The sequence below is a fragment of the Nonomuraea sp. AD125B genome (genome assembly GCF_041402765.1).
GTDB classification, from domain to species: domain Bacteria; phylum Actinomycetota; class Actinomycetes; order Streptosporangiales; family Streptosporangiaceae; genus Nonomuraea; species Nonomuraea bangladeshensis.
The window spans coordinates 234,159-253,554 of record NZ_JBGLOU010000012.1 but is presented as its reverse complement, the minus strand read 5'-3'; the positions used below and the strand labels follow the sequence as shown (position 1 = coordinate 253,554).

18 protein-coding genes are annotated in these 19,396 nt (G+C 69.9%); 8 read left to right on the top strand and 10 right to left on the bottom strand.

The window, feature by feature from the left end; genetic code table 11:
• Window positions 1–73: 73 nt before the first annotated feature.
• The 3 genes from ACBR40_RS30425 to tnpA form a co-directional block, all read right to left on the bottom strand.
• A complete protein-coding gene (locus tag ACBR40_RS30425; protein WP_329587413.1) occupies window positions 74–262 on the bottom strand; it encodes a hypothetical protein in 189 nt (62 codons plus the stop codon).
• 32 nt (window positions 263–294) lie between these two features.
• Window positions 295–789 (bottom strand): MarR family transcriptional regulator, encoded by a 495-nt coding sequence (locus tag ACBR40_RS30420; protein ID WP_364456911.1) that lies wholly within the window; start codon window positions 787–789, stop codon window positions 295–297.
• 177 nt (window positions 790–966) lie between these two features.
• Window positions 967–1,359, bottom strand: coding sequence for an IS200/IS605 family transposase (gene tnpA / locus ACBR40_RS30415; protein WP_371251031.1), 393 nt, complete (start codon window positions 1,357–1,359; stop codon window positions 967–969).
• Between tnpA and ACBR40_RS30410 the strand changes: the two genes are divergently transcribed.
• Window positions 1,345–2,685, top strand: coding sequence for an RNA-guided endonuclease InsQ/TnpB family protein (locus ACBR40_RS30410; protein WP_371250964.1), 1,341 nt, complete (start codon window positions 1,345–1,347; stop codon window positions 2,683–2,685). The genes tnpA and ACBR40_RS30410 overlap by 15 nt on opposite strands.
• Before the next feature lie 146 nt (window positions 2,686–2,831).
• Entirely contained in the window at window positions 2,832–3,095 is a 264-nt protein-coding gene (locus tag ACBR40_RS30405; RefSeq protein WP_371250963.1) for a hypothetical protein, read from the top strand.
• Between the two features lie 14 nt (window positions 3,096–3,109).
• On the opposite strand, the gene ACBR40_RS30400 is transcribed toward ACBR40_RS30405, so the two are convergent.
• Entirely contained in the window at window positions 3,110–3,676 is a 567-nt protein-coding gene (locus ACBR40_RS30400; protein WP_371250962.1) for a radical SAM protein, read from the bottom strand.
• The gene (locus ACBR40_RS30395; RefSeq protein ID WP_371250961.1) at window positions 3,652–4,386 is read right to left on the bottom strand and encodes a radical SAM protein; all 735 of its coding nucleotides are present in this window, start codon (window positions 4,384–4,386) and stop codon (window positions 3,652–3,654) included. Before ACBR40_RS30395 ends, ACBR40_RS30400 begins: the two co-directional genes overlap by 25 nt.
• A 145-nt stretch (window positions 4,387–4,531) precedes the next feature.
• Here ACBR40_RS30395 and ACBR40_RS30390 point away from each other — a divergent pair, with 145 nt between their 5' ends.
• Window positions 4,532–5,683 (top strand): MFS transporter, encoded by a 1,152-nt coding sequence (locus ACBR40_RS30390; RefSeq protein WP_371250960.1) that lies wholly within the window; start codon window positions 4,532–4,534, stop codon window positions 5,681–5,683.
• On the opposite strand, the gene ACBR40_RS30385 is transcribed toward ACBR40_RS30390, so the two are convergent.
• Window positions 5,677–6,174 carry a hypothetical protein gene (locus ACBR40_RS30385; protein WP_371250959.1) on the bottom strand — a complete coding sequence of 166 codons (498 nt, stop codon included), beginning with the start codon at window positions 6,172–6,174 and terminating at the stop codon, window positions 5,677–5,679. The genes ACBR40_RS30390 and ACBR40_RS30385 overlap by 7 nt on opposite strands.
• A gap of 183 nt (window positions 6,175–6,357) precedes the next feature.
• Between ACBR40_RS30385 and ACBR40_RS30380 the strand changes: the two genes are divergently transcribed.
• The 5 genes from ACBR40_RS30380 to ACBR40_RS30360 all read left to right on the top strand — a co-directional run bounded on the left by ACBR40_RS30380 (window position 6,358) and on the right by ACBR40_RS30360 (window position 13,957).
• Window positions 6,358–7,494, top strand: a complete 1,137-nt coding sequence (locus ACBR40_RS30380; RefSeq protein ID WP_364456902.1) for a S1 family peptidase — start codon at window positions 6,358–6,360, stop codon at window positions 7,492–7,494.
• Window positions 7,495–7,652: 158 nt separating this feature from the next.
• A complete protein-coding gene (locus tag ACBR40_RS30375; protein ID WP_371250958.1) occupies window positions 7,653–8,321 on the top strand; it encodes a DUF998 domain-containing protein in 669 nt (222 codons plus the stop codon).
• A gap of 167 nt (window positions 8,322–8,488) precedes the next feature.
• The gene (locus ACBR40_RS30370; protein WP_371250957.1) at window positions 8,489–11,176 is read left to right on the top strand and encodes a nitrate- and nitrite sensing domain-containing protein; all 2,688 of its coding nucleotides are present in this window, start codon (window positions 8,489–8,491) and stop codon (window positions 11,174–11,176) included.
• Complete coding sequence (locus ACBR40_RS30365; protein ID WP_344208646.1) at window positions 11,173–11,547, top strand: DUF742 domain-containing protein; 375 nt, start codon at window positions 11,173–11,175, stop codon at window positions 11,545–11,547. Before ACBR40_RS30370 ends, ACBR40_RS30365 begins: the two co-directional genes overlap by 4 nt.
• Window positions 11,548–11,881: 334 nt before the next feature.
• On the top strand, window positions 11,882–13,957 hold the full coding sequence (locus tag ACBR40_RS30360; protein WP_371250956.1) for a restriction endonuclease: 2,076 nt from the start codon (window positions 11,882–11,884) through the stop codon (window positions 13,955–13,957).
• Here the strand turns inward: ACBR40_RS30360 and ACBR40_RS30355 are convergent.
• Genes ACBR40_RS30355 through ACBR40_RS30340 form a run of 4 tightly spaced genes read right to left on the bottom strand, consistent with a single transcriptional unit; the run spans window position 13,954 to window position 19,342 of the window.
• The gene (locus tag ACBR40_RS30355; RefSeq protein ID WP_371250955.1) at window positions 13,954–15,285 is read right to left on the bottom strand and encodes a DUF4407 domain-containing protein; all 1,332 of its coding nucleotides are present in this window, start codon (window positions 15,283–15,285) and stop codon (window positions 13,954–13,956) included. The two genes, ACBR40_RS30360 and ACBR40_RS30355, sit on opposite strands and share 4 nt — an antisense overlap.
• Window positions 15,278–16,402, bottom strand: a complete 1,125-nt coding sequence (locus ACBR40_RS30350; RefSeq protein WP_344208640.1) for a hypothetical protein — start codon at window positions 16,400–16,402, stop codon at window positions 15,278–15,280. Before ACBR40_RS30350 ends, ACBR40_RS30355 begins: the two co-directional genes overlap by 8 nt.
• Window positions 16,399–18,432 carry a hypothetical protein gene (locus ACBR40_RS30345; protein ID WP_371250954.1) on the bottom strand — a complete coding sequence of 678 codons (2,034 nt, stop codon included), beginning with the start codon at window positions 18,430–18,432 and terminating at the stop codon, window positions 16,399–16,401. Before ACBR40_RS30345 ends, ACBR40_RS30350 begins: the two co-directional genes overlap by 4 nt.
• Entirely contained in the window at window positions 18,416–19,342 is a 927-nt protein-coding gene (locus ACBR40_RS30340; protein ID WP_371250953.1) for a hypothetical protein, read from the bottom strand. The genes ACBR40_RS30345 and ACBR40_RS30340 overlap by 17 nt, the downstream gene beginning before the upstream one ends.
• Window positions 19,343–19,396 lie beyond the last annotated feature (54 nt).

The following is a 19,396-nucleotide window of genomic DNA, read 5'->3' as shown; positions in this document are numbered from 1 at the left end:
AGCTGGATCAGACGCGACAAATGGTAACCCCGCCGTGCCGTTTTCGCCCGTCCCCTCCCCCGCGATCAGGCGGTCACAAGCCCGAGGGATCGCGTCCGACGCTGATCTCCTCGGCGATCTTGCGGATCTCCGTCACCTCAAGGCCGGGGGCCTTGGGCAGGCCGCGCAGCAGCGCCTCCATGACCACGGGCACGGGCTGGCCGGCGAACCGCCCCGCGATGCCGTGGACCGCCAGGAACAGCGCCTTCTCTGAGTGGTGCATCGGCCTCTCCTCGCTCGGGTACCGGGAGAACGCTACGGCCTCGGCCCGACACTTCGCGCGCTACCTCCGCCGTGTGTCCCGCCGGGAGCTGACACGATCGCGGTGCAGATCGCCTCAAGCGCCGCGACCTGGCCGGGCTCCAGCACGTCGAACAGGGTCCGCCTGACCTCCTCCACGTGGCCGGGAGCGGCGGCGGCGAGCGCGGCGTACCCGTCGTCGGTCAGGACGGCGAGCAGGCCGCGGCCGTCGGCCGGGCAGCGCTCGCGGCGCACCCAGCCGCGCTCCTCCAGCCGCGCCACGGCGTGCGACAGCCGGCTCTGCGAGCTGCCGGCCCGGCTGGCCAGCTCGCTCATGCGCAGCGTGCGCTCGGGAGCCTCGGACAGGCGCACGAGGATCTCGTAGTAGGCGTGCGGCATGCCCGCGTCGCGCTGGAGCTGCCGGTCCAGCGTCTCCTGGACGTGCCGGGTGGCCGCCAGGAACGCGCGCCAGGTCCGCTGCTCGTCCTCGTCCAGCCATCGGGTCGTCATCGTCACCCTCCCATTTTAGTTGAACTCTCATATACTTAAGGCGAGACACCCGCGAAAGGGGATCATCATGCCGGTCCAGCGCCTCAACCACGCCGTCCTGTACGTCCGCGACGTCGAGCGCAGCGTCGCCTTCTACCCGCGCGGGAGTGCCCGCCAGGGCGCGAGCGGGCCTGAACCTCAGCCAGTGGGCCGGTCCTGGCCTTGGATGTAGGCCCTGATGGTGGCCAGGTTCGCGCCGCCGGCCGAGCCCGCGTAAGAGGAGCGGGACCATAAAGCGTCGTACTCCTTGCGCAGGTGACGCGCCGAGCCGCCTGCGAGGGAGTTGACCAGGACGCGCAGGGCAATCTTGGGTGGGATGTTCACCAGCAGGTGGACATGGTCGTCCTCGCCGTTGAACTCGACCAGGACAATGTCGAAGCTCGCGCAGGCGTCCCGCATGATTTCATCGCAGTAGGTCCGCGTCGGCGCGGTGAACACCTCCCGCCGGTATTTGGTCACGAACACGAGGCGGACACCGAGTAAGTGCCGTCCCTTGTGTAAATCAAAGGTTGGTCCGTGACACCGGACGATACGATCGCCGGCGTGGAGGGGGAGAAGCGGGCCCGGGTGCACGTTGCGCGGCTGGACCTGGACCGGGCGCAGAGCGCCGCCCTGGACCGTCAGGCGCACTGCGCGCGTGCCCTGTGGAACCTGCTGCATGAGTACACGACGTTCCGGCAGGGCCGCCTCGCCTCGCTCAAGGACTGCGACGAGGCGATCCGTACGGCACGCCGGGAGATCGCCTGGCTGAACGACCTGCCCGCTCAGGCCGCGCAGGCGGTGCTGAAGACCTACCGGCGGGCGTGGGTGAACTTCTTCGACCCCAAACATCCTGCCGGGCGGCCCGCGTTCAAGAGCCGCGTGCGGTCGCGGATGGCCGTCGATGTCCCCCAGGCCCGCGACCTGCGCATCACCCGGATCAACCGCAGATGGGGCGCGGTGAACCTGCCCAAGATCGGCCGGGTCCGGTTCCGGTGGACCAAAGACCTGCCCGGCGTCACCAAGGGCTCACCCGCAGGGCGGGTCACCGGGGCGCGGCTGGTCAAGGACGCCCTCGGCTGGCACATCGTCTTCCGCACCGAACTGCATGTCCCGGTCCCGGCCCCGCATCAGGGGCCGACCGTGGGGATGGATCGGGGCATCGCGGTCCCCCTCGCCTTGTCCACAGGGGAGCACCTCACGCACGGGCCATGGCTCACCGGCGGGGAGCAGGCCCGGCTGCTGCGCCTGCAACGCGCGAGCGCTCGCCGGCGCGCGCACCGTACGAAGGGCGCTCCGGCCTCGAACCGGGAGCGCCACATCTACGACCAGATCGCCAAGCTCCGTGCGAAAGCCAAGCGCCGGGCTCTCGACTGGCAGCACAAGTCCACCACGATGCTGGCCGAGCGGTTCAGCGTGATCGTGGTGGAGGACCTCCGTGTCGTGAACATGATGGCCTCGGCGGCGGGGACCGTGGAGGAACCCGGCCGGGGCGTCGCCCGCAAGCGGGGCCTGAACCGGGCCATCGCCGGGGAGGCGTGGGGCCGCACGGTGGATCTGCTGGCCTACAAGGCCGCCGATCGGGGCGGCCTGGTGGCCAAGGTCCCGCCGCACGGCACCAGCCGCCAGTGCCACCGCTGCCACACCACCGTGCCGGGCTCGCGCGAGAGTCAGGCCCGGTTCGTGTGCAAGAACCCGGCGTGCGGATGGATCGGCAATGCCGACACCAACGCCGCCAGAAATCAGCTCCACCGGTACACCGCTGCCGCCGGACGGGCGGTCACAGGGCGTGGATACTCCGAGGTGTCGGGGTCTGTGAAGCGCCAAGCATCCTGTCCCACAGTCTCGCCCGCCCCGGTGCCGCGAGCTGCTGCCTAGGCAGCACAGGAATCCTCCGCATTCATGTGGAGGAGCACGTCAACACCTGGCCTGGGAGGCTGGGTCTCCGTCCCGGCCTGAGCGGTCGCCGCGCCCCTGGCTGGGTTACCGTGGTGTTGACCCCTTTCTCGCCGCGGGGAGCCGTCATGCCAAGCGATCCTGATCATGTGCTCGACGCCATCGACGGTGTCGTCGAGGAATGGGAGACGCTGAGCGCCGACGCCATGCGCTGGGCGCCTCCCGAGAGCAAGAGCCCCGACCTCATGACCGAGGTGTCCGAGATCATCGGGCCGCTCGTCAACGCGTTCTCGCAGGCGTTGCGGCCGGTCAGCGACGCGTTCGAGCGGGCGCTGACCGCCGCCTTCGACGACGGGCACGACGAGGACGACGACACGGGCCGCCCGGCCTGACCCGCCCAGCCCGGTCAGGCGCGCCTGCGCCGGGCGCGGCGCGGGTAGTTCTTGGCGGTCTCGGCCAGCCGGGCCGAGTGCTCGGCCTGCTTGCGCCAGTGCCCGTAGGCGTCGCCGCGCTGCGCCAGCCGGTCGAGCTCGCGCATCGTCGTCAGCGGGATGAAGGCCGGCTCGGCGTCCCGCCACGGCGTGCCGGGCAGCGGCATGAACGTGTGCGTGTGGATGCGCGCGCCCAGCTCGGCCAGGTCGGCGGCGAGCCGGAGCGAGGCGGCCTGGTCGGACTCGTCCTCGCCGGGCATGCCGAAGATGAAGTCGACGTTGGGCCGGAAGCCGTGCTCGACCGCGATGCGGACCGCGTCGCGCACCGGTGAGGTGTCGTGGCCGCGCCCGGAGGCGGCCAGCACCTTGTCCGAGCCCGACTGGGCGCCGATGATCAGGTTGTCGTTGGCGACGTACCGCTTGAGCAGGCGCATCGCCTCCGGCGTCACGTGCTCGGGCCGCACCTCCGACGGGAAGCTGCCGAAGAAGACCCGGCCGTGCGGTGGCAGCTCCTCCTTCACCCCCGCCAGCAGCTCCTCCACCGCGCCGAGGTCGGGGTCGGGGCCGGGGAGCCGTACGACAGCGACGTGGGCGTGATGAACCGGATGTCCTTCAGCCCGCGCTCCACCATGCCCCGGACGTGCTCGCGCACGCTCGCCACCGACCGGTGACGGAACTGGCCGCCGAACATGAACGGCGTCTGACAGAAGCGGCAGGTGTAACGGCACCCACGCGTGATCTCGATGGGTCCGTTCCTGCCCACGAAGGACGGGAACGCGTCCAGCGGGAGCTGCGGCGCGGGCCGGGTGCGGAGCGCGACCCCGTCGGCGTCCCTGATCGCCAGGCCGGGGACGGTGGTGAGCGGCGCGTCCTCGCGCAGCGCCCGGACCAGCGCGATGATCGTGGACTCGCCCTCGCCGATGCCCGCGAGGTCCCAGCCGGCGTCGATGACCTGCTGCGGCTCGGCCGTGGCGTGCACGCCGCCCGCGATGTGCAGGCCGCGCCCGCCGCTCAGCTCCTTGACCACGGCGAGCTCGGCGGCCATGGCCTCGGCGTCCGGCGAGTAGAACGACCATAGCGTGAGCACGCGGTCGGCCCCGGCGTCCCTGATGTGCCCGGCGGTCTCCTCGGGGGTGGTGCCGAGCCGCAGCTCGTGCTCGACCTGCGCGGTCTCCAGCGCGGCGAGCAGCGCGTGCACGCCGTACGTCACCGCCTTGCGATAGCGCACCACCACGCTCACTGCCCTGGCCACGCACCGCAGGGTAGCAGCGGGGCCGCTAGACTCGCGGGCATGATCCGACGACATTGATGACTGACGGCCGCAGGCCCGCGCGGGGCGCGCGGACCTCCGGGGCGACGAGCTCCCGGAGATCCTGTTCGTCCTGCTGGAGGGCCTCATGCTCGTCTTCAAGCTGTACGCCTATGCGTTCTTAGGCGAATTCATCCTGCTCTACCCGGTCTACACGCTGCTGTTCGCCGACGCCGGGGTGTCCGTCGCCGAGGCATCCGTGCTGTTCGTCATCTGGTCGGTGACGGGCATGGTGCTGGAGGTCCCGTCCGGGGCCTGGGCCGACACCGTGTCGAGGCGGCTGCTGCTGTTCCTCGGCCCGCTGCTGGCCGGGGCCGGTTACGCCCTGTGGGTCTCGGTCCCGTCCTTCTGGGCCTTCGCCGCCGGGTTCGTGCTGTGGGGGGCGCAGGGCGCCCTCGCGTCCGGCTCCTACGAGGCCCTGGCGTACGAGGAGCTGCAGCGCCGGGGCCAGGAAGACCGCTACGCCGCCGTCATGGGCCGGGCGGAGGCCGCCGGGCTCGTGGCCAACGCCCTCGCCATCGGGCTGGCGGTGCCCGTCTTCGCGGCCGGCGGCTACGCCGTCGTCGGCGCGGCCAGCGTGGCGGCCTGCGTCCTCTGCGCGGTCACGGCGCTGACGCTGCCCGAGCACCGCGCCCCGCGCGCGGCCGGGGAGGAGGGCTACCTCGCGGTCCTGCGCTCGGGGCTCGCCGCGGCGCGCGCCGATCGCGCCGTGCTGCGGGCGCTGCTGCTGGTCGCCGTCGTCACGGCGATCTGGGGCGCGCTGGAGGAGTACATCCCGTTCCTGGGCGTCGAGACCGGCGTCGCGCAGAGCACCGTGCCTCTGCTGGTGCTCGTCGTCTGGATCGGGGCCACGGCCGGCGGGCTGCTGGCCGGGGTCGCGGCGCGGCTGCCCGACCGGGCCTACGGCCTCACCGTCGCGGCGGCGGCCGTCGCCCTCGCGGCAGGGGCGCTGAGCGGGCATCCGGCCGGGTTCGTGCTGATCGCCGTGGCGTTCGGCGCGTTCCAGCTCGCCGGGGTGGTGGCCGACGCCCGGCTGCAGGAGCGGATCGGCGGGGCGGCCAGGGCCACCGTCACGTCGGTGGCCGGGCTCGGCGTGAACGTGATCACGCTAGCCGTCTACGCCGGCTACGGCGCGGTCTCCGGGCGGCTGTCGAACGGGGCCGCGTTCGCGTTGTTCGCCGTGCCGTACCTGGTGGTCGCCGTGCTGGCCGGCCGCAGGGAGCGGGTCGTCGCTCAGTAGCGCGACGGGATCCGCTTGGGCAGCGGCGGCGGCGCGGGCGTCTCCTCCTCCGGCTGCGGGGGAGGGGGCGCCTCCGGCGCGGCCGGCCAGGCCCGCCACCGGGACGGGAAGGCGGAGGCGGCCAGCAGCACGCACCCGGCGGCCGGCGCGCCGAAACTCACCAGTTGTTCGACGGCGGCCAGGTACGCGCCGGCCACTTGCCCGCCGGCCAGGTACATGCCGGGCGCCCGGAGCCAGCTCAGGTCGAGCCGGGCCGGCCCCGCGACCGCGAGCCCGGTCAGGGCGAGGCCGGGCAGCAGCGAGGCGAGCGGGGAGAGCCGCGATCCGGAAAGGACGCCGACCAGAAGGGCCGCGCCCGCGAACGCGGCGAGCGGCAGCCAGTCGGGAGCGACGCGAAGCTGGACGTGACCGTACGCGAAACCCGCCGCCACGAGCGGCGTGGCCAGCAGTCCCGCGCCGGCGCCGAGAAGATGACGAACACCACTGCGCACCGACAACACCTCCAGCCCCGGGACATTACCGGCCCACCTCGGCGTTCGCCTTTAAGGCGGGAGATGTCACCTTTTGAACCAGGACCAAAAAGCCGCCATAACACCGAAATAGGGGCTCATTAACATCTGAACGGCGGCCCTACCAGCCGTTAGCTTGACAGCACCCCCACCCGAGGAGTGCACATGTCGAGTAAACGCTGTGCGCTGGCCGGCGGCATCATCCTCGCCGTCAGCCTGGCCACCCCCCTCAGCTCGGCCGCGGCAGCGGCGGAACCCGCGCCTCAAGCAGCCTCCCCGTCCGTCCCCCCGGCCGTGATCGACGCCATGGAGCGCGACCTCGGCCTCTCCGAGGCGCAGGTCGTCACCCGGCTCGCCAACGAGGAACGCGCCGCCGCCACCGAGACCGCGCTGAGCAGCCAGCTCGGCGGCTCGTTCGGCGGCGCCTGGCTCAACGCCGACGCCAGCAAGCTCAACGTCGCCACCACTGACGCCGCCGCCGCTCCGGCCATCTCGGCGCGCGGCGCGCAGCCCGTCGTCGTCCAGCGCTCCCTGGCCGACCTCGACGCGGTCAAGCAGAAGCTGGACCAGGCCCCCCGCAAGGCCAAGAACAACGCCACCCTCTGGTACGTCGACGTCACCACCAACACCGTCTCCGTCCAGGCGCCCACGGTCCAGGCCGCCGAGGCGCTGGTCGCCGCCGCCGGCGTGGACCGCGGCGCGGTGAGCGTGGCGGCGACGGCCGAGCAGCCGACGCTCTTCATCAACATCATCGGCGGCGCGCCGTACTACATCGGCTCCAGCCGGTGCAGCGTCGGCTTCCCCGTCACCAAGGGCAGCGTCCAGGGCTTCACCACGGCCGGCCACTGCGGCCGGGCCGGCAACAGGACCTCGAACCCGTCCGGCACCTTCCAGGGTTCGTCCTTCCCCGGCAACGACTACGCGTGGGTCGCCGCCGACAGCGGCAACACCGCCACGCCGTACGTGCGCGGCTCCGGCGGCGCGAACGTGACCGTACGCGGGTCCACGCAGGCGTCCGTGGGCGCGTCCATCTGCCGCTCCGGCTCCACCACCGGCTGGCGCTGCGGCACCATCCAGCAGCACAACGCCTCCGTCAGGTACTCGCAGGGCACCGTCACCGGCCTGACCAGGACCAGCGCCTGCGCCGAGCCCGGCGACTCCGGCGGCTCGTTCATCTCGGGCAACCAGGCCCAGGGCATGACCTCCGGCGGCTCGGGCAACTGCTCGGTCGGCGGCACCACGTACCACCAGCCGGTCAATGAGGCTCTGAGCGCGTACGGCCTCACCCTCCGTACCGGCTGATCCCTCCCCCCCCACGCCGCGCAGCGCGCCCACCAGACCCGGGCACGCTGCGCGGTCCTTTCCGTGCCCGGAACCCTGAGGAGGTCAGGGTCGGGTCAGGGGCGGATCGGGGACGGCGCCGGATGCCGGGGGAGGGGCGGCGGCGGGATGGTGGTGGCATGACCGCAGCAAAGAAGCTCCTCCCGGCCGCCGCCTGTGGCTCGATCGTGTTCGCGGTGATCGCGGTGGTGGCCGGTCAGTTCGGCCCGGACCCCTACCTCGACCCCATGAACGTGACCATCAGCGAGTACGCCGTCTCCGACCGCGGGGGCGTCACGGAGGTCGCGATGGCGGTGCTCGGGCTCGGGTCGCTGGCCCTGCTGGCGGGGCTGCGGTCCGCGGGCGCTCCGGTGCGGGGGATGCCGGAGCGCCTGCTGCTGCTGTGGTCGGGGGCGCTGGTGGTGGCGGCGGTCATCCCGACGACGCCGATCGGGCAGAACCTCGACCTGGCGGCGCAGATCCACCGGTACGTGTCCGTCGCCGCCTTCGTGAGCCTGCCGGCCGCAGGGGCGCTCCTGGTGCCCCGGCTGAATGCGGACGCCGCGTGGAAGCCCGTGGCGCGGGTCGTCGAGTGGGTGGCGCTGGCCGGGGGGTTCGGGCTGCTGGCGATCACGTACGTGGCCCTGCCGGGGGAGCGGGTCATGATCGGGCTCGTGGAGCGGCTGCTGCTGGGGGCGGAGGTGACGCTGCTGGGCGTGCTGGCGTTCTGGCTGGCCTGGCTGTCGTGGCGTCCCGCCCTGGCCCGGACGGCCACCCGGGTGCGCAGCGAGCTGACGACGGCGGCCTGACATCCAGGGGTTGGATCGGACGGTTTCCGGCAGGTCACATGGGGTGTCCCCAGGGGCCCCAAAGCCTCCGTTTTCCCGACATATCACAGATTTATCGCTAGTCGATCTTAAAACCAGGCGTTTCGATGCTATTCTCTCCCGCGATCTTCTATCCGGGAGCAGGTGTCATGGCATCGGGCAGATCCATCCGATTCAAGATCTCGACGCTGCTCGTCATCCCGTTGGTCTCCCTGGTCGCACTGTGGGGCTTCGCCGCGAGCACCACGGCGGGTGAGGCGCTCAACCTGCTCAAGGTCGAGACCATCTGGACCGGCGTCATCAACCACTCCGACGGCCTGATCGGCAACCTCCAGAAGGAGCGCCTGGCCTCCGCCGAGCGCCTCGGGAACAACGTCACCGATCCCGACGCCCTGGCCGAGTCCCGCGCCAAGGTGGACGCCAGCAGGAAGCGCCTGACGCAGAGCGCGGCCACGGAGGACGTACAGGCGGCGCTGACGCCGGACATGAAGAACCAGCTCCAGACGGTTTTCGCCGCCATCGACCGCATCCCGGACATCCGCCGCAAGGTGGACGAGCGCCGGCTCACCCCGGGCAGCCTGGTCACCGAGTACGCCAAGATCTCCGACGAGATCCACCTGCTGTACTCGCGGCTCAACATGAGCACCGACGTCGAGCTCTCGCTCCAGGCCCAGGGCGTGATCGCCGCCGACGAGGTGCGCGAGCTGCTCAGCCGCGAGCACGCGCTGATCATCGCCTCGAACGGCCGCGCCACCATGCACGACCTCCACATGCTGGCCGGCATCGACGGCTCCAGGGCGTACCTGTTCCCGAAGGCCCTCGCCAACCTCGACACCGAGCTGCGTGCCCCGTTCGAGCGGATCTACTACTCCCCCAGGTACGTCACCATGGAGAACCTGGTGGAGAGCACCATCAGCGGCCAGCCGCTGGACATCGAGCTCTGGCGCGGCATCGCCACCCAGGTGCAGGACGAATACCAGGAGGCCGTCTGGCGCACCGGCGACAAGCTGCTCGGCCGGATGGAGCCGGCCGGCATCGCCATCGTCGTCCAGGCCGCCGTCGCGGGCGCGCTCGGCCTCGTCGCGGTCATCGTCTCGATCTTCATCTCGGTACGGTTCGGCCGCCGCATCACGCGTGAGCTCGCGGCGCTCCGCCGTACCGCGCTGGACCTGGCCGAGATCAGGCTCCCTGACGTCGTGGCGAAGCTGCGCAAGGGCGAGCGCGTGGACATCGCCGCCGAGGCGCCGCCCATCAGGGTGGCCAGGAACGCCACCAGCGAGGTCGCCGACCTCGCCGCGGCCTTCGACAGCGTGCAGAGCACGGCCGTGGACGCCGCGGTCGAGCAGGCCCACCTCCGCGAGGGCCTGTCGGAGGCGCTGCGCAACCTGGCCAGGCGCAGCCAGTCGCTGCTGCAGCGCCAGCTCAAGCTGCTCGACGAGATGCAGCGCCAGACGGAGGAGCCGGAGGCGCTGGAGCCTCTGTTCAAGCTCGACCACCTGACCACCCGCATGCGCCGCCACGCCGAGGGCCTGGTGCTGCTGTCGGGCGGCTCGGCCGGGCGCAGGTGGCGCGGCGTCATCCCGATGGAGGACGTGCTGAGCGGCGCCGCCGCCCAGGTCGAGGAGTACACCCGGGTCCGGGTCTACCCGATGCCCGAGGCCGGCGTCTCCGGCGCCGCGGTCGCCGACCTCATGCACCTGTTCGCCGAGCTCATCGAGAACGCCGCCGCCTTCTCCTCGCCCAGCAACGAGGTCTCGGTACGCGGCGAGATGGTGGGCAGGGGCTTCGCCGTCGAGATCGAGGACCGCGGGCTCGGCATGGACGAGGCCACCCGGCAGGCCATCAACTGCCGGCTGGCCAGCCCGCCGGAGTTCGACGCGGCGCAGACCGAGCGCCTCGGGTTCGCCGTCGTCGGCATGCTCGCGGCCAGGCACGGGATCAAGGTGACGCTGAAGCCGTCGCCGTACGGCGGCACCACCGCCATCGTGCTCGTGCCTGGGTCGCTCGTGGAGCCGCTGGTGACGCCCGCGAAGGCGCTGGACTTCGAGCCGGTGTCCGTGTCGGTGGTGCGTACGGACGGGCCGGCGACCAACGGGAACGCGGCGAACGGGGGGCTGCCGCGGCGCGTGCACACCAGCAGACGCGGCCCCGCCCTCCCGCAGCCCGCCCAGCCTCTGGACGACGAACTCGGCCCCCGCCCCGACCCCGCCCCGCTCTTCGGCGGCACCGGCGACGCCCCCGCACTCTCGCCGTTCGGAAGCGACGACGCGCCGGAGGTCTCCCCGTTCCGGGGCAACGACGCGCCCTCGCCCTTCGGGGGCGGCGCGCCCGAGGTTTCTCCGTTCCGGAGCGGCGACGCGCCGGAGGTCTCCCCGTTCCGGGGCGGCGACGCCCCTGCGGCCTCGCCCTTCGGAGGTGACACGCCGGAGGTCTCCCCGCTCAGAGGCGGCGACGCGCCGGAGGTTTCTCTGTTCCGGGGCGGCGACGCTCCCGACGTCTCACCGTTCCGGGGCGGCGGTGGTCCTGCCGTGGCTCCGCCGGTGCGGAACGGTGACGGGCCGGCGGTCCTGCCGCGGCGGGCGCGTACGAGCGGGCAGCAGCCCGCCGAGCAGCAGGCGGGCCCGCCCCAGACCGCCGACGGGCGGCCCCCGGCGAGCCTGCCCCGCAGACAGCGCCAGAACGGCCTGTCGCCGCGCCTCAAGGAGGCGCCGCCGCCGGAGCCCGCGCCCGCGCCGGAGCGCTCGCCCGAGGAGGCCAGGGCGCTGCTCTCCTCGCTCCAGTCCGGCTGGCAGCGCGGCCGCCAGGACAGCGACCAGGATGGGGGAACTCAATCGTGAGCCGCGAGCACGAATGGGTCGATGAGGAGGCCGGGCCGGTCGTGCGGCCCTACGCGGTGGCGCGCGGACGCACGAGACCCGCGTCCTCGGCGCTCGACCTGCTGGCGAACGTCGGCGCGACGGGGCTGCCCGCCCCGTCGGGCGCCGAACTGAGCGCCCAGCACCGCCGCGTGCTCGCCTGCCTGTCCGGCAAGTCCACGCCGGTGGCCGAGCTGGCCTCGGAGGTCGGCCTGCCGGTCGGCGTGATCAGGGTGCTGCTGGGCGACCTGCTGGAGTACGGCCTGGTGGCGGTCCGCCCGCAACGCGACCGCGCGTCCTCACCCACGGAGAGCCTGCTCCGCGAAGTGATCAACGGCCTGAGAGCGCTCTGACGCGCTCTCCTCTGCCTCGCCGAGGTCCGCGCACGTACGCGGTGTGCGGCGATGGAACCCGCTCCGGGCGGGGCCGAAGAAGTCGAAAACCGCTCCCCGAGGTTGACGCCTGTTGGCCTGCCTGGGGAGCTCACGACGAGCCTCCGAAGCCGCTGTCGCCGGCCATGGCAGTCCGATAAACCGCAGTCACGTGATCTGGGCATCGCCATAATGCAGCACGGGTTCATTGCACTTATTGGCCACCCGTGTTGCGTGATGATTCTTTCTCCTGGGGAGAATTGATATCCTCGCGGCTGAGCCGAGGCTGATATTTGGGCATAGAGAGGCGTGTCGCATGTCCTTCGCCGAGCAGATTATGCCGATTTTCCGCATAGCCCTGGAGGTGCTACGTGAGGCTGGGGGCCCGATGCAGCCCGGCGCTGTACGTGAGGCGATAGCGGAGCGCGTTGAGATACCACGCGACCTGCGACGTCCTGACGCGCACGGCGAGATCCTCTGGTGGACCCAAGTGAGCTTCCGCACCGGCGAGGCGGCGTCCCTGGGATGGATGACCAAAAGGAACGGCTGGTCGATAACCAGCATCGGGATCAAGGCGCTGGACGATTTCCCAGATATCTCCATATATCGGGAATTGCAACGCCAGTACCGTGAGCGGCGGCTCATCAGGGCCGGTGATTTCCCCAATGCGTTCGAGCAATATCAACGCAACCTGGGTTATGCCCGGCAACTCGTGCACGGCGGTCGCAATCTGGAAAGATTGGGCGTCGCCGCCTTCGACGTCACTGATCTCTACCGTGCTGCATGGACCCAGGCCGTCGCGGCCCTCGACCATTGGGTCACTCAAGAGATCATCGATCGGGCCGTGGCGCTGGCGCAGAGGCCGGGATCCCCGCGTCCGAACAACTTCAGCCGCCTGTCCATGCCGGTCGAGCTGGTGGAGAAAGTACACCGGAACGCCGAGCCGCTGGAGGACGCGTTCCGTGCCGCACTGGAGCGTTTCTTCGAGTTCAAGACCTTCCAGCACCCGGACAAGATCGCGGAAGGCTTCTCTCATGTCAGCAAGGTCAGTCTGTGGACAGCTGTCGCGGGCAAGCTGACTGATCAGGACCCGAGCGAGCCGATCGCGGCCGATCGGATACGCAGGAAGCTTGCCGAGATAGCCAGACGCCGGAACAACATCGCGCACACCGGCGACCACGACCCAGGCAGCTTCCACCGCAAGATGAGGATCACTGCGCAGGAGACCGAGCAGACCATCGATGTGCTCGAGTCGGTGGTGATCGCGATACTCCAGGCGCTCGGTGATCTGCCGCCGGCCACGGATCACAGTCTCCCACCGGCCGAGGCCGGCTCCTTGGGGGCTGCTCCGGTCCAGCCTGACGCGAAGCGCAGAGGCGCGATCCGGGCACTGTCGAGATGGACCGAGGAGAGCCTTCTCCACGCCCTCGACGAATACTGTCCTCCTGGCGTGGCCGACACACTCCTCGCGGTCTATCGGCATGCGGAGGGCCATCCAGCCTTCCGGGGCTATTACTTCGGGGAAGCCGCCCATCCCTCCGTCACCGCCTGGTTCAGCACCGGGCACGACGAGGCAGCGATGTGGAGCATCTACACCGGCGTGAGCAAGTCGGTGCTGTCGATCAATTTCGAGTGGATGCGCAACAGGGGCGTGCCGGTGGATCGCCTGGAGCGGCTCGCTCACGCCCTCTCCGTGCTTCCCGGGTGGGCGAGCATGCCGGCGCAGCTCTCCGCCGCCAACTTCGCGAGGAGGCCGTCCTTGGCACCGATCGCGCTGCAAAGGCCGGATGCCTCCACGGTCGTCATCGGAGCGCTGAACGACCTCCTGAACGCAGACACCTCACCTCGCGCATGGCTGGTGCGCGGCGGCAGCGAGGGGGAGCGTGAAGTGCGAGCGCTGGAAGAGGGCCTGATCATCGTCGGCTGGCATGAGGTGGGAGACCTCAGCCGATACCCGACCCGGGAGGCGCTGGCGGACGCCCTGCGCAACGCCTTCCCGGCGGACAATCCCAACACCATCGCCAACTGGATGGGACAACTCTGGAGATTCACCACCGAGATCCAGCCCGGAGACCTGGTGGTCATGCCGCTCCAATCGCTTCCCGGCCGCATCGCCATCGGGGAGGTCACCGGGCCCTACGAACACCATCCGTACGAGCCTGCCGACTTCCGGCAGGTGCGGAAGGTCACGTGGCTCCGTAGGGACGCGGCTCTCGAAGCGGTCAAGGACGACCTGCGGGCCAGCCTGAACTCGATGCTCACCGTATGCCGACTGGCTCGCAACGAGGCCGCATCCCGGATCGCCACGCTGGCCGCGACCGGGACCGATCCGGGCATGACAGAGGAGGATGCTGAGATGGTTCCCGAGCCCGACGGCGATCCGGTGGTCTAACGGCGCGTGGGCGTCGAGGTCATGAAAGTGCGGGCGAGGCGGTCGATCTCGTCGTCCCTGGAGGCCTCGTCGACGCGCTGGTCCCGGTCGATCCGGCCGCGTTCGGCTTTCAGCCGGCGTTCCTCTTCGCGCAGCCTGATCTCGTACTCGCCGGTGGTCTGCCGGGTGGTGAAGTTCAGTTCGGCCTCGTGACAGGCTGAGCCGGCGCGCAGCTCCTGTGTGAGGAGGCGGTCGTACTCGGTCTTGCCGTTCAGCATCTTCGAGATGATCGGCATGCAGTCGAGCAGGACGAAGATGATCCGCAGCAACCAGTGAGCGAAGTTGACCATGCCACTCTGGCCTGCGAGTGTGCCCAATGCCTCCCATCGGTCCAGCAGGCCGATGTCGGCGTAGGCCCGCTTCTTCTCCTCGACGCGCGCGGTGATCTTCTTGCTGAGAGCCGTCGAACGCTGCTCTTCGGCGCTGGCGCGATCGGCCGTCAGCGAGCCGATCTCGGTCCTCAGTTTCGCGATCTCCGCCTGCTGTCGGGGAATGTCATGGGTGGCGAGGAAGGTGGTGAGATCGTTCGTCCGGACCTTGCACTCAGGGCCGTTGCCCTCGACGCCTGTGGTGCGGTTCGCCACCTTTATGCCGTTACACTCCCGTCCGCGGAGCGCCTCCAACTCCTGGCGTCGGTTGATGTCTGCCGCCAACTGGTCTTCGGCGGCCTTGAGGCTGCTTTGCCTCTGCGTCATGTTCCGTTCGATGGCGAGCGCCTGGTCGCCGCCGTCGAGAAGATAGCCGGTGCAGTCGACCCCCGAAGGAGCTGGCCCGTCGAGGGGGTTGCACTGCTTGTATCGGCTCTCCGTCAAGCTGATCGCCTGGTCGCGCTCCACCAGGATCTGCCGATCGAGCCGCTCCTGGAAGATCTTCAGGGTGAGGGGTTCGGCGATGAAGATCCCGATGACGACGGCGAGGGCGAGGCGGATGAGCAGGTTGCCCCAGCGGGTCCAGCCGTCGTTGTCGCCGTGCAGGCTGGTGATCAGGAATCGGTCGATGTTGGCGATGATCAGGCCCCACAGCGCCGCGACCGGCACCAGGTAGAGCAGGGACGCCTGCGAGAGCAGGGTCAGCGCGCCCAGCATGGAGGTGCCCGCGATGAGCGCGGTGCTGATCACGACTGCGCCGAGGCTGGTGTAGCGGGAACGTTCCTGCGGGACACTTGCGAGGATCTTCTCGTCGACTCCGGTGAACCGACGCAGGAACACCCCGAGCGTGAGCCGCTCCCGGCGCCGGGGACGCCGTCCGCGCTGCTCGCCGGCCTTGGACTCGTGGAGGATGTCAACCACGGACGTCCTCCTCCATGAAGAAGTCGTCGTCGGGGTCGCCGGCCGTCACCTCGGCGCGGGGCTCATAGGCCGGGCCTTCGAGGTCCCTCGCCTCCGCGTCCGGCTCGACATCGTCGAACGAGGCAAGCAGTTCCTTTCCGGTGTTCTCGTTGAACAGGCCCTGGGCGATCGCCGCCCGGACGACCTCGGCCCTGCCACGAGCCTGAACGACCTGCAACTCGTGCTCGCGCTGCATCCTGTGCTGGACAGCGCTGTACTCACGGTCTCCCAGGGCGGCGTACCGTTCGGCGACCTGTTGCTCGCTGAGGCCGTGCACCGTGACGTACAGACTGTCGGCGGCGCCAGGACCGCTGTTCAGGAAGTCCCTGACCTTCGTGGCCTCGCTGATCTGCTGATCCCGGTCGAGGGTCGCCTCCTGCCGGGTGAAGTCGTTGGCGCTACGACCCTTGGTGTGCAGGTAGTCCTGCTCGTCCAGCTCGAAGTCACGGTCGAGCTTGCGCCTGGCGTCGCGGAGGCCGTGTTCGCCCTGGATGTTGTGCAGACTGGTCTCGTAGTGCCGCCGCCCCCGAGCGATCTCTTCGGGGGCGTACACGTCGAGGCCGGAGAACTCGGCGGTCATGCCGGACAGCACACACGGCACCAGGGTCGCGTAGGCCTTCACCTGGGCGTGCACGAGCGTCCACAGGTCGTGGACCTGGTGCAACTCGTAGTCGCGGCCGAGCTCGAAGAGCTTGTGGTAGGCCCGGATATAGGTGACGAGGTGATCGGAGACATCGGTCAGACCGGCACGCACCACCTCGATCGGTTCGTCGACCGTGCAGTGGAACCGCACCGCGACCCTGAAGTCGTGGGCGCCAGAGGAGTTGATCGGTACGTGGATCGTCACCGGGTGGTCCTTGGACACGTCCACGACGCTGACGCTGTCGCCGTGCAGCACGTGCGGTTCGTCACCGTGCAGCCGCCGGTCGCCCAGCACGAACGTGCCGTCGTATTCGAAGACGAGCCGCTCGTGCGGAAGTTGGCGGGGCAGGCTGGAGATCGGCCGGCGGGGCTTGCTCAGGAACCCTTTCCTGGCGACAGGCTCAAGGGGGACCTGCCTGATCACGGGGTAGCTCATGGACGCTTTCCAGTGGTGTCGAGGGACAGTGCAGCGGGGCTCAAGAAGATCCGGAGCAGCGACAGGAGAAGCTCCATCCGGTTCTCGTCGGTGTTGCGGGAGATCGCGTAACGCCGCAGATCATGGGCCAGCAGCGGCCGTTCCCTCGCAGGAAGCGCCTCCACGAGCGCTGCGAAGAGGGCACGGACACGGCTGCGGTCGTCGTCGTCACGCTCGTCGAACGCGCAGACGGCGTCGTACAGGGCGGCCAGCGCGTCCCTGCGGTGAGGGCGCTTGACCAGAACCGCCGACCACAGCTGGGCGAGGGGGATAGCTGATTCGGGGCGACTACGCAGGTGGGCGGTGACTGTGGGGACCCTGACCCCGTCCGCGCGAGCCGACAGGACACTCAAGATCGCCCGGATCGACGGGTCGACTGCGCGGCCGATCCGCCTGTCGTTGCTGATCTGAGCCGCCATCCGATCGAGCATCGGGAGGGCGTTGCCGGTGGCCTCGGTCAGCGCTGCGAACAGCCGAGCCAATGCGATCTCTGCGTGCCGAACCGGCTTCTCACTGACTTTGATCTGCAGCCAGAGCATCCGGGTCGCCTCCAGCGGAAATCGGATGCCCAGCTCACCGGACCAGGCCAGGCTGGCGGTGAATTTGGGTCTGACCGCGGATGCCCTCGTCCACGAGGTGACCGTACGCAGAACCTCCGGACGGGTCGTTTCGTCCAGGCACAACCATGAGATGGCCATCGCGGCGGTCGCCTGCCTGCGCATGACGCCCCCTCCTCGGGCCCATGGGGTGAGAAACGTGCTTTCGACGTACGAGTAGTCCGTGACGGAGGCCAGAACCGCCACGCCCCTGGCGATCTCCGCCTGTACGCTCGGGTCGCGGAGATTGGCGCACTCATGCAGCCATTCGATGACCGGATCCCACAACCGCATGCCGTGCCGCTGGTACAGCTCCCGCATGACGTGCGTTCGATGCCCCTCGACCTTGAACACCAGCCTGCGCCCCGGTGCCAGGCCGAAAAGCGAGCCCTCTGCCACCCGGAGCAGGCGGCGGCTCGGCATCGGATCGTCGGCCGAGATGGCATCCGCCTTTTCCCCGCCGATGCCGGCGATGGACTCCAGCCGGGCGAGCAGGATCTCGAAGCCGCTTTCCGGAAGACCGGCGGTGAAGGCCATGGCAGCCATCTCGAAGAGCTCACCCCGGGTGCGTGGGCCGTCGAACCAGGCGACCACGTCACGGCGCCCGGCGGACTCCAGCCTGTCGAGCGCTTTGTCCAGCGGAACCCCTGAGGCCAGCTCGCGCGCCAGTGCCACCACGTCGGCCATGGCATGGTCGGCGGTGATCTGGGCGGCCGCCTCGTCAGCGATCTCGGACGCCACGTGGTGGGCCCGCAGGACGTCGCCGGCCGGCGGCGGCAGCCAGGGTATCTGGTCCCCGTCGGGCAGCGAGGTAGCCGTCCCTGTGATCACCAAGTAAGCTCCGGCATCCCGCACGCGGCGCCTGATCTCCCGTACGTGGAAGTCAGCGATGCTCCCCTCGACGTCGTCCTTGGGCCAGTCACACAGCAGATAGCCGTGGCCTGGCCGAATCTCGCGGGCGGCCAGCTTCTCCAGCGTGTAGGCCGGACTGAGTTCCACCACCATGTCGGGCCGGGCGGCGACGACATCGTGAAGCAGATTGAGCGCTGCCGTCCGTCGGCCCGTGCCGGCGTTGCCGATCAAGGCCACCATGTTGTTGCTCTCCAGTTGTTCGGCGGCGGCCCTGTAACTGGCGTGGCGTACGTAGCAGGTGCGAGCCTCCGCCATCTCGTGCTGGGATACGGGGCCGGACGTGCGGCGCGACTTGGGGCGGGAATCCGAGATGCCGAAGGAGGCTCCCCCGATGTTGCCGTGGATGTGGTTGATGACGGTCTGGACGTGGGAGACCTGCGCGAAGATCTCGTCCGTCGACTGAGGCTGATCAGTCAGATCGACCGGCGTGGCCTCTCCGCCGATCCTCACCCCCTCGGGCGGCGAGTCAGTTTCGGATGCCAAAGTTGATCTCCTCGCCGGAAATGGGGGCGGTGATCAGGTTGACGGTCATCTGCTCGGCGTTGAACTGCTGGGCGAACTGCTTCGCGGCGGCGTCGACCCGCACCAGCCTCTCCAGGGACTCCAGCAGGTCGTCGCGGGACTCCGGGTCGGCCGGTCGGCCCTGCTCGGACCGGAACGCCTTGATCTTCGCGAGCAGTCTCCTGGCGCCACCGAGGCCGGTCTCGGTGCCGTAGGCACCCAGACGTTCGAGGGCGCCGCCGGCGATCAGCGCCCACAGGGTGTCGGCGACCTCGGGCAGGTTGTCCATGTCGAGGGTTCCCTTCTGGTCCAGGTCTTCGGAGGGGATCCACATCCAGGCGATCTCGGTGCGTTCCTTGGTCGGCACTTCCAGTCGGGTGAAGGACTCCGGCCTATAGGAGGTGTGGAGCTGCCGGACGACGTCCTCGTAGAGCCGATCGGTGAGGATCAGCACCAGGTCGGCGCGCGGGTTCGCCTTCAGGGCGGCACGAGCGGCCTTCGCGTCGAGCAGCCGGCAGGTGGTCACCACGACCTGGCCGACGAAGCCCATCGCGCCGCGCTTCACGACGCCGTGGCCGATGGCCACGCGGATCCGTAGACGGGCGTCGTCCCGGCGTTCGCGGTTGTGGTCGTGGAGTGCTTTGCGTACGCGACGGATCAGGTCGTCGATGACCCGGAGTTCGGGCTCGCCGTCCGGGAGGACGATGACCTCGCCGTCGCCGGCCTCCTGGCGGGTCCAGGTGTCACGGCGCAGTCCGGTCTCACGGGCGCCACGGTCCATGACCTGGGCCAGACCCGACTGGATCGAGTCGTGCCGTAGATCATCGCCGCGGCCGTATCCCTCTGCATCGACCGCCATGATCAAGCGGCGGCTGAAATCGGAATCGAGCATCACGTCACCTTGTGGTTGCGGAAAAGATCCCACGGAGTGGCCGGGGAGATCGTC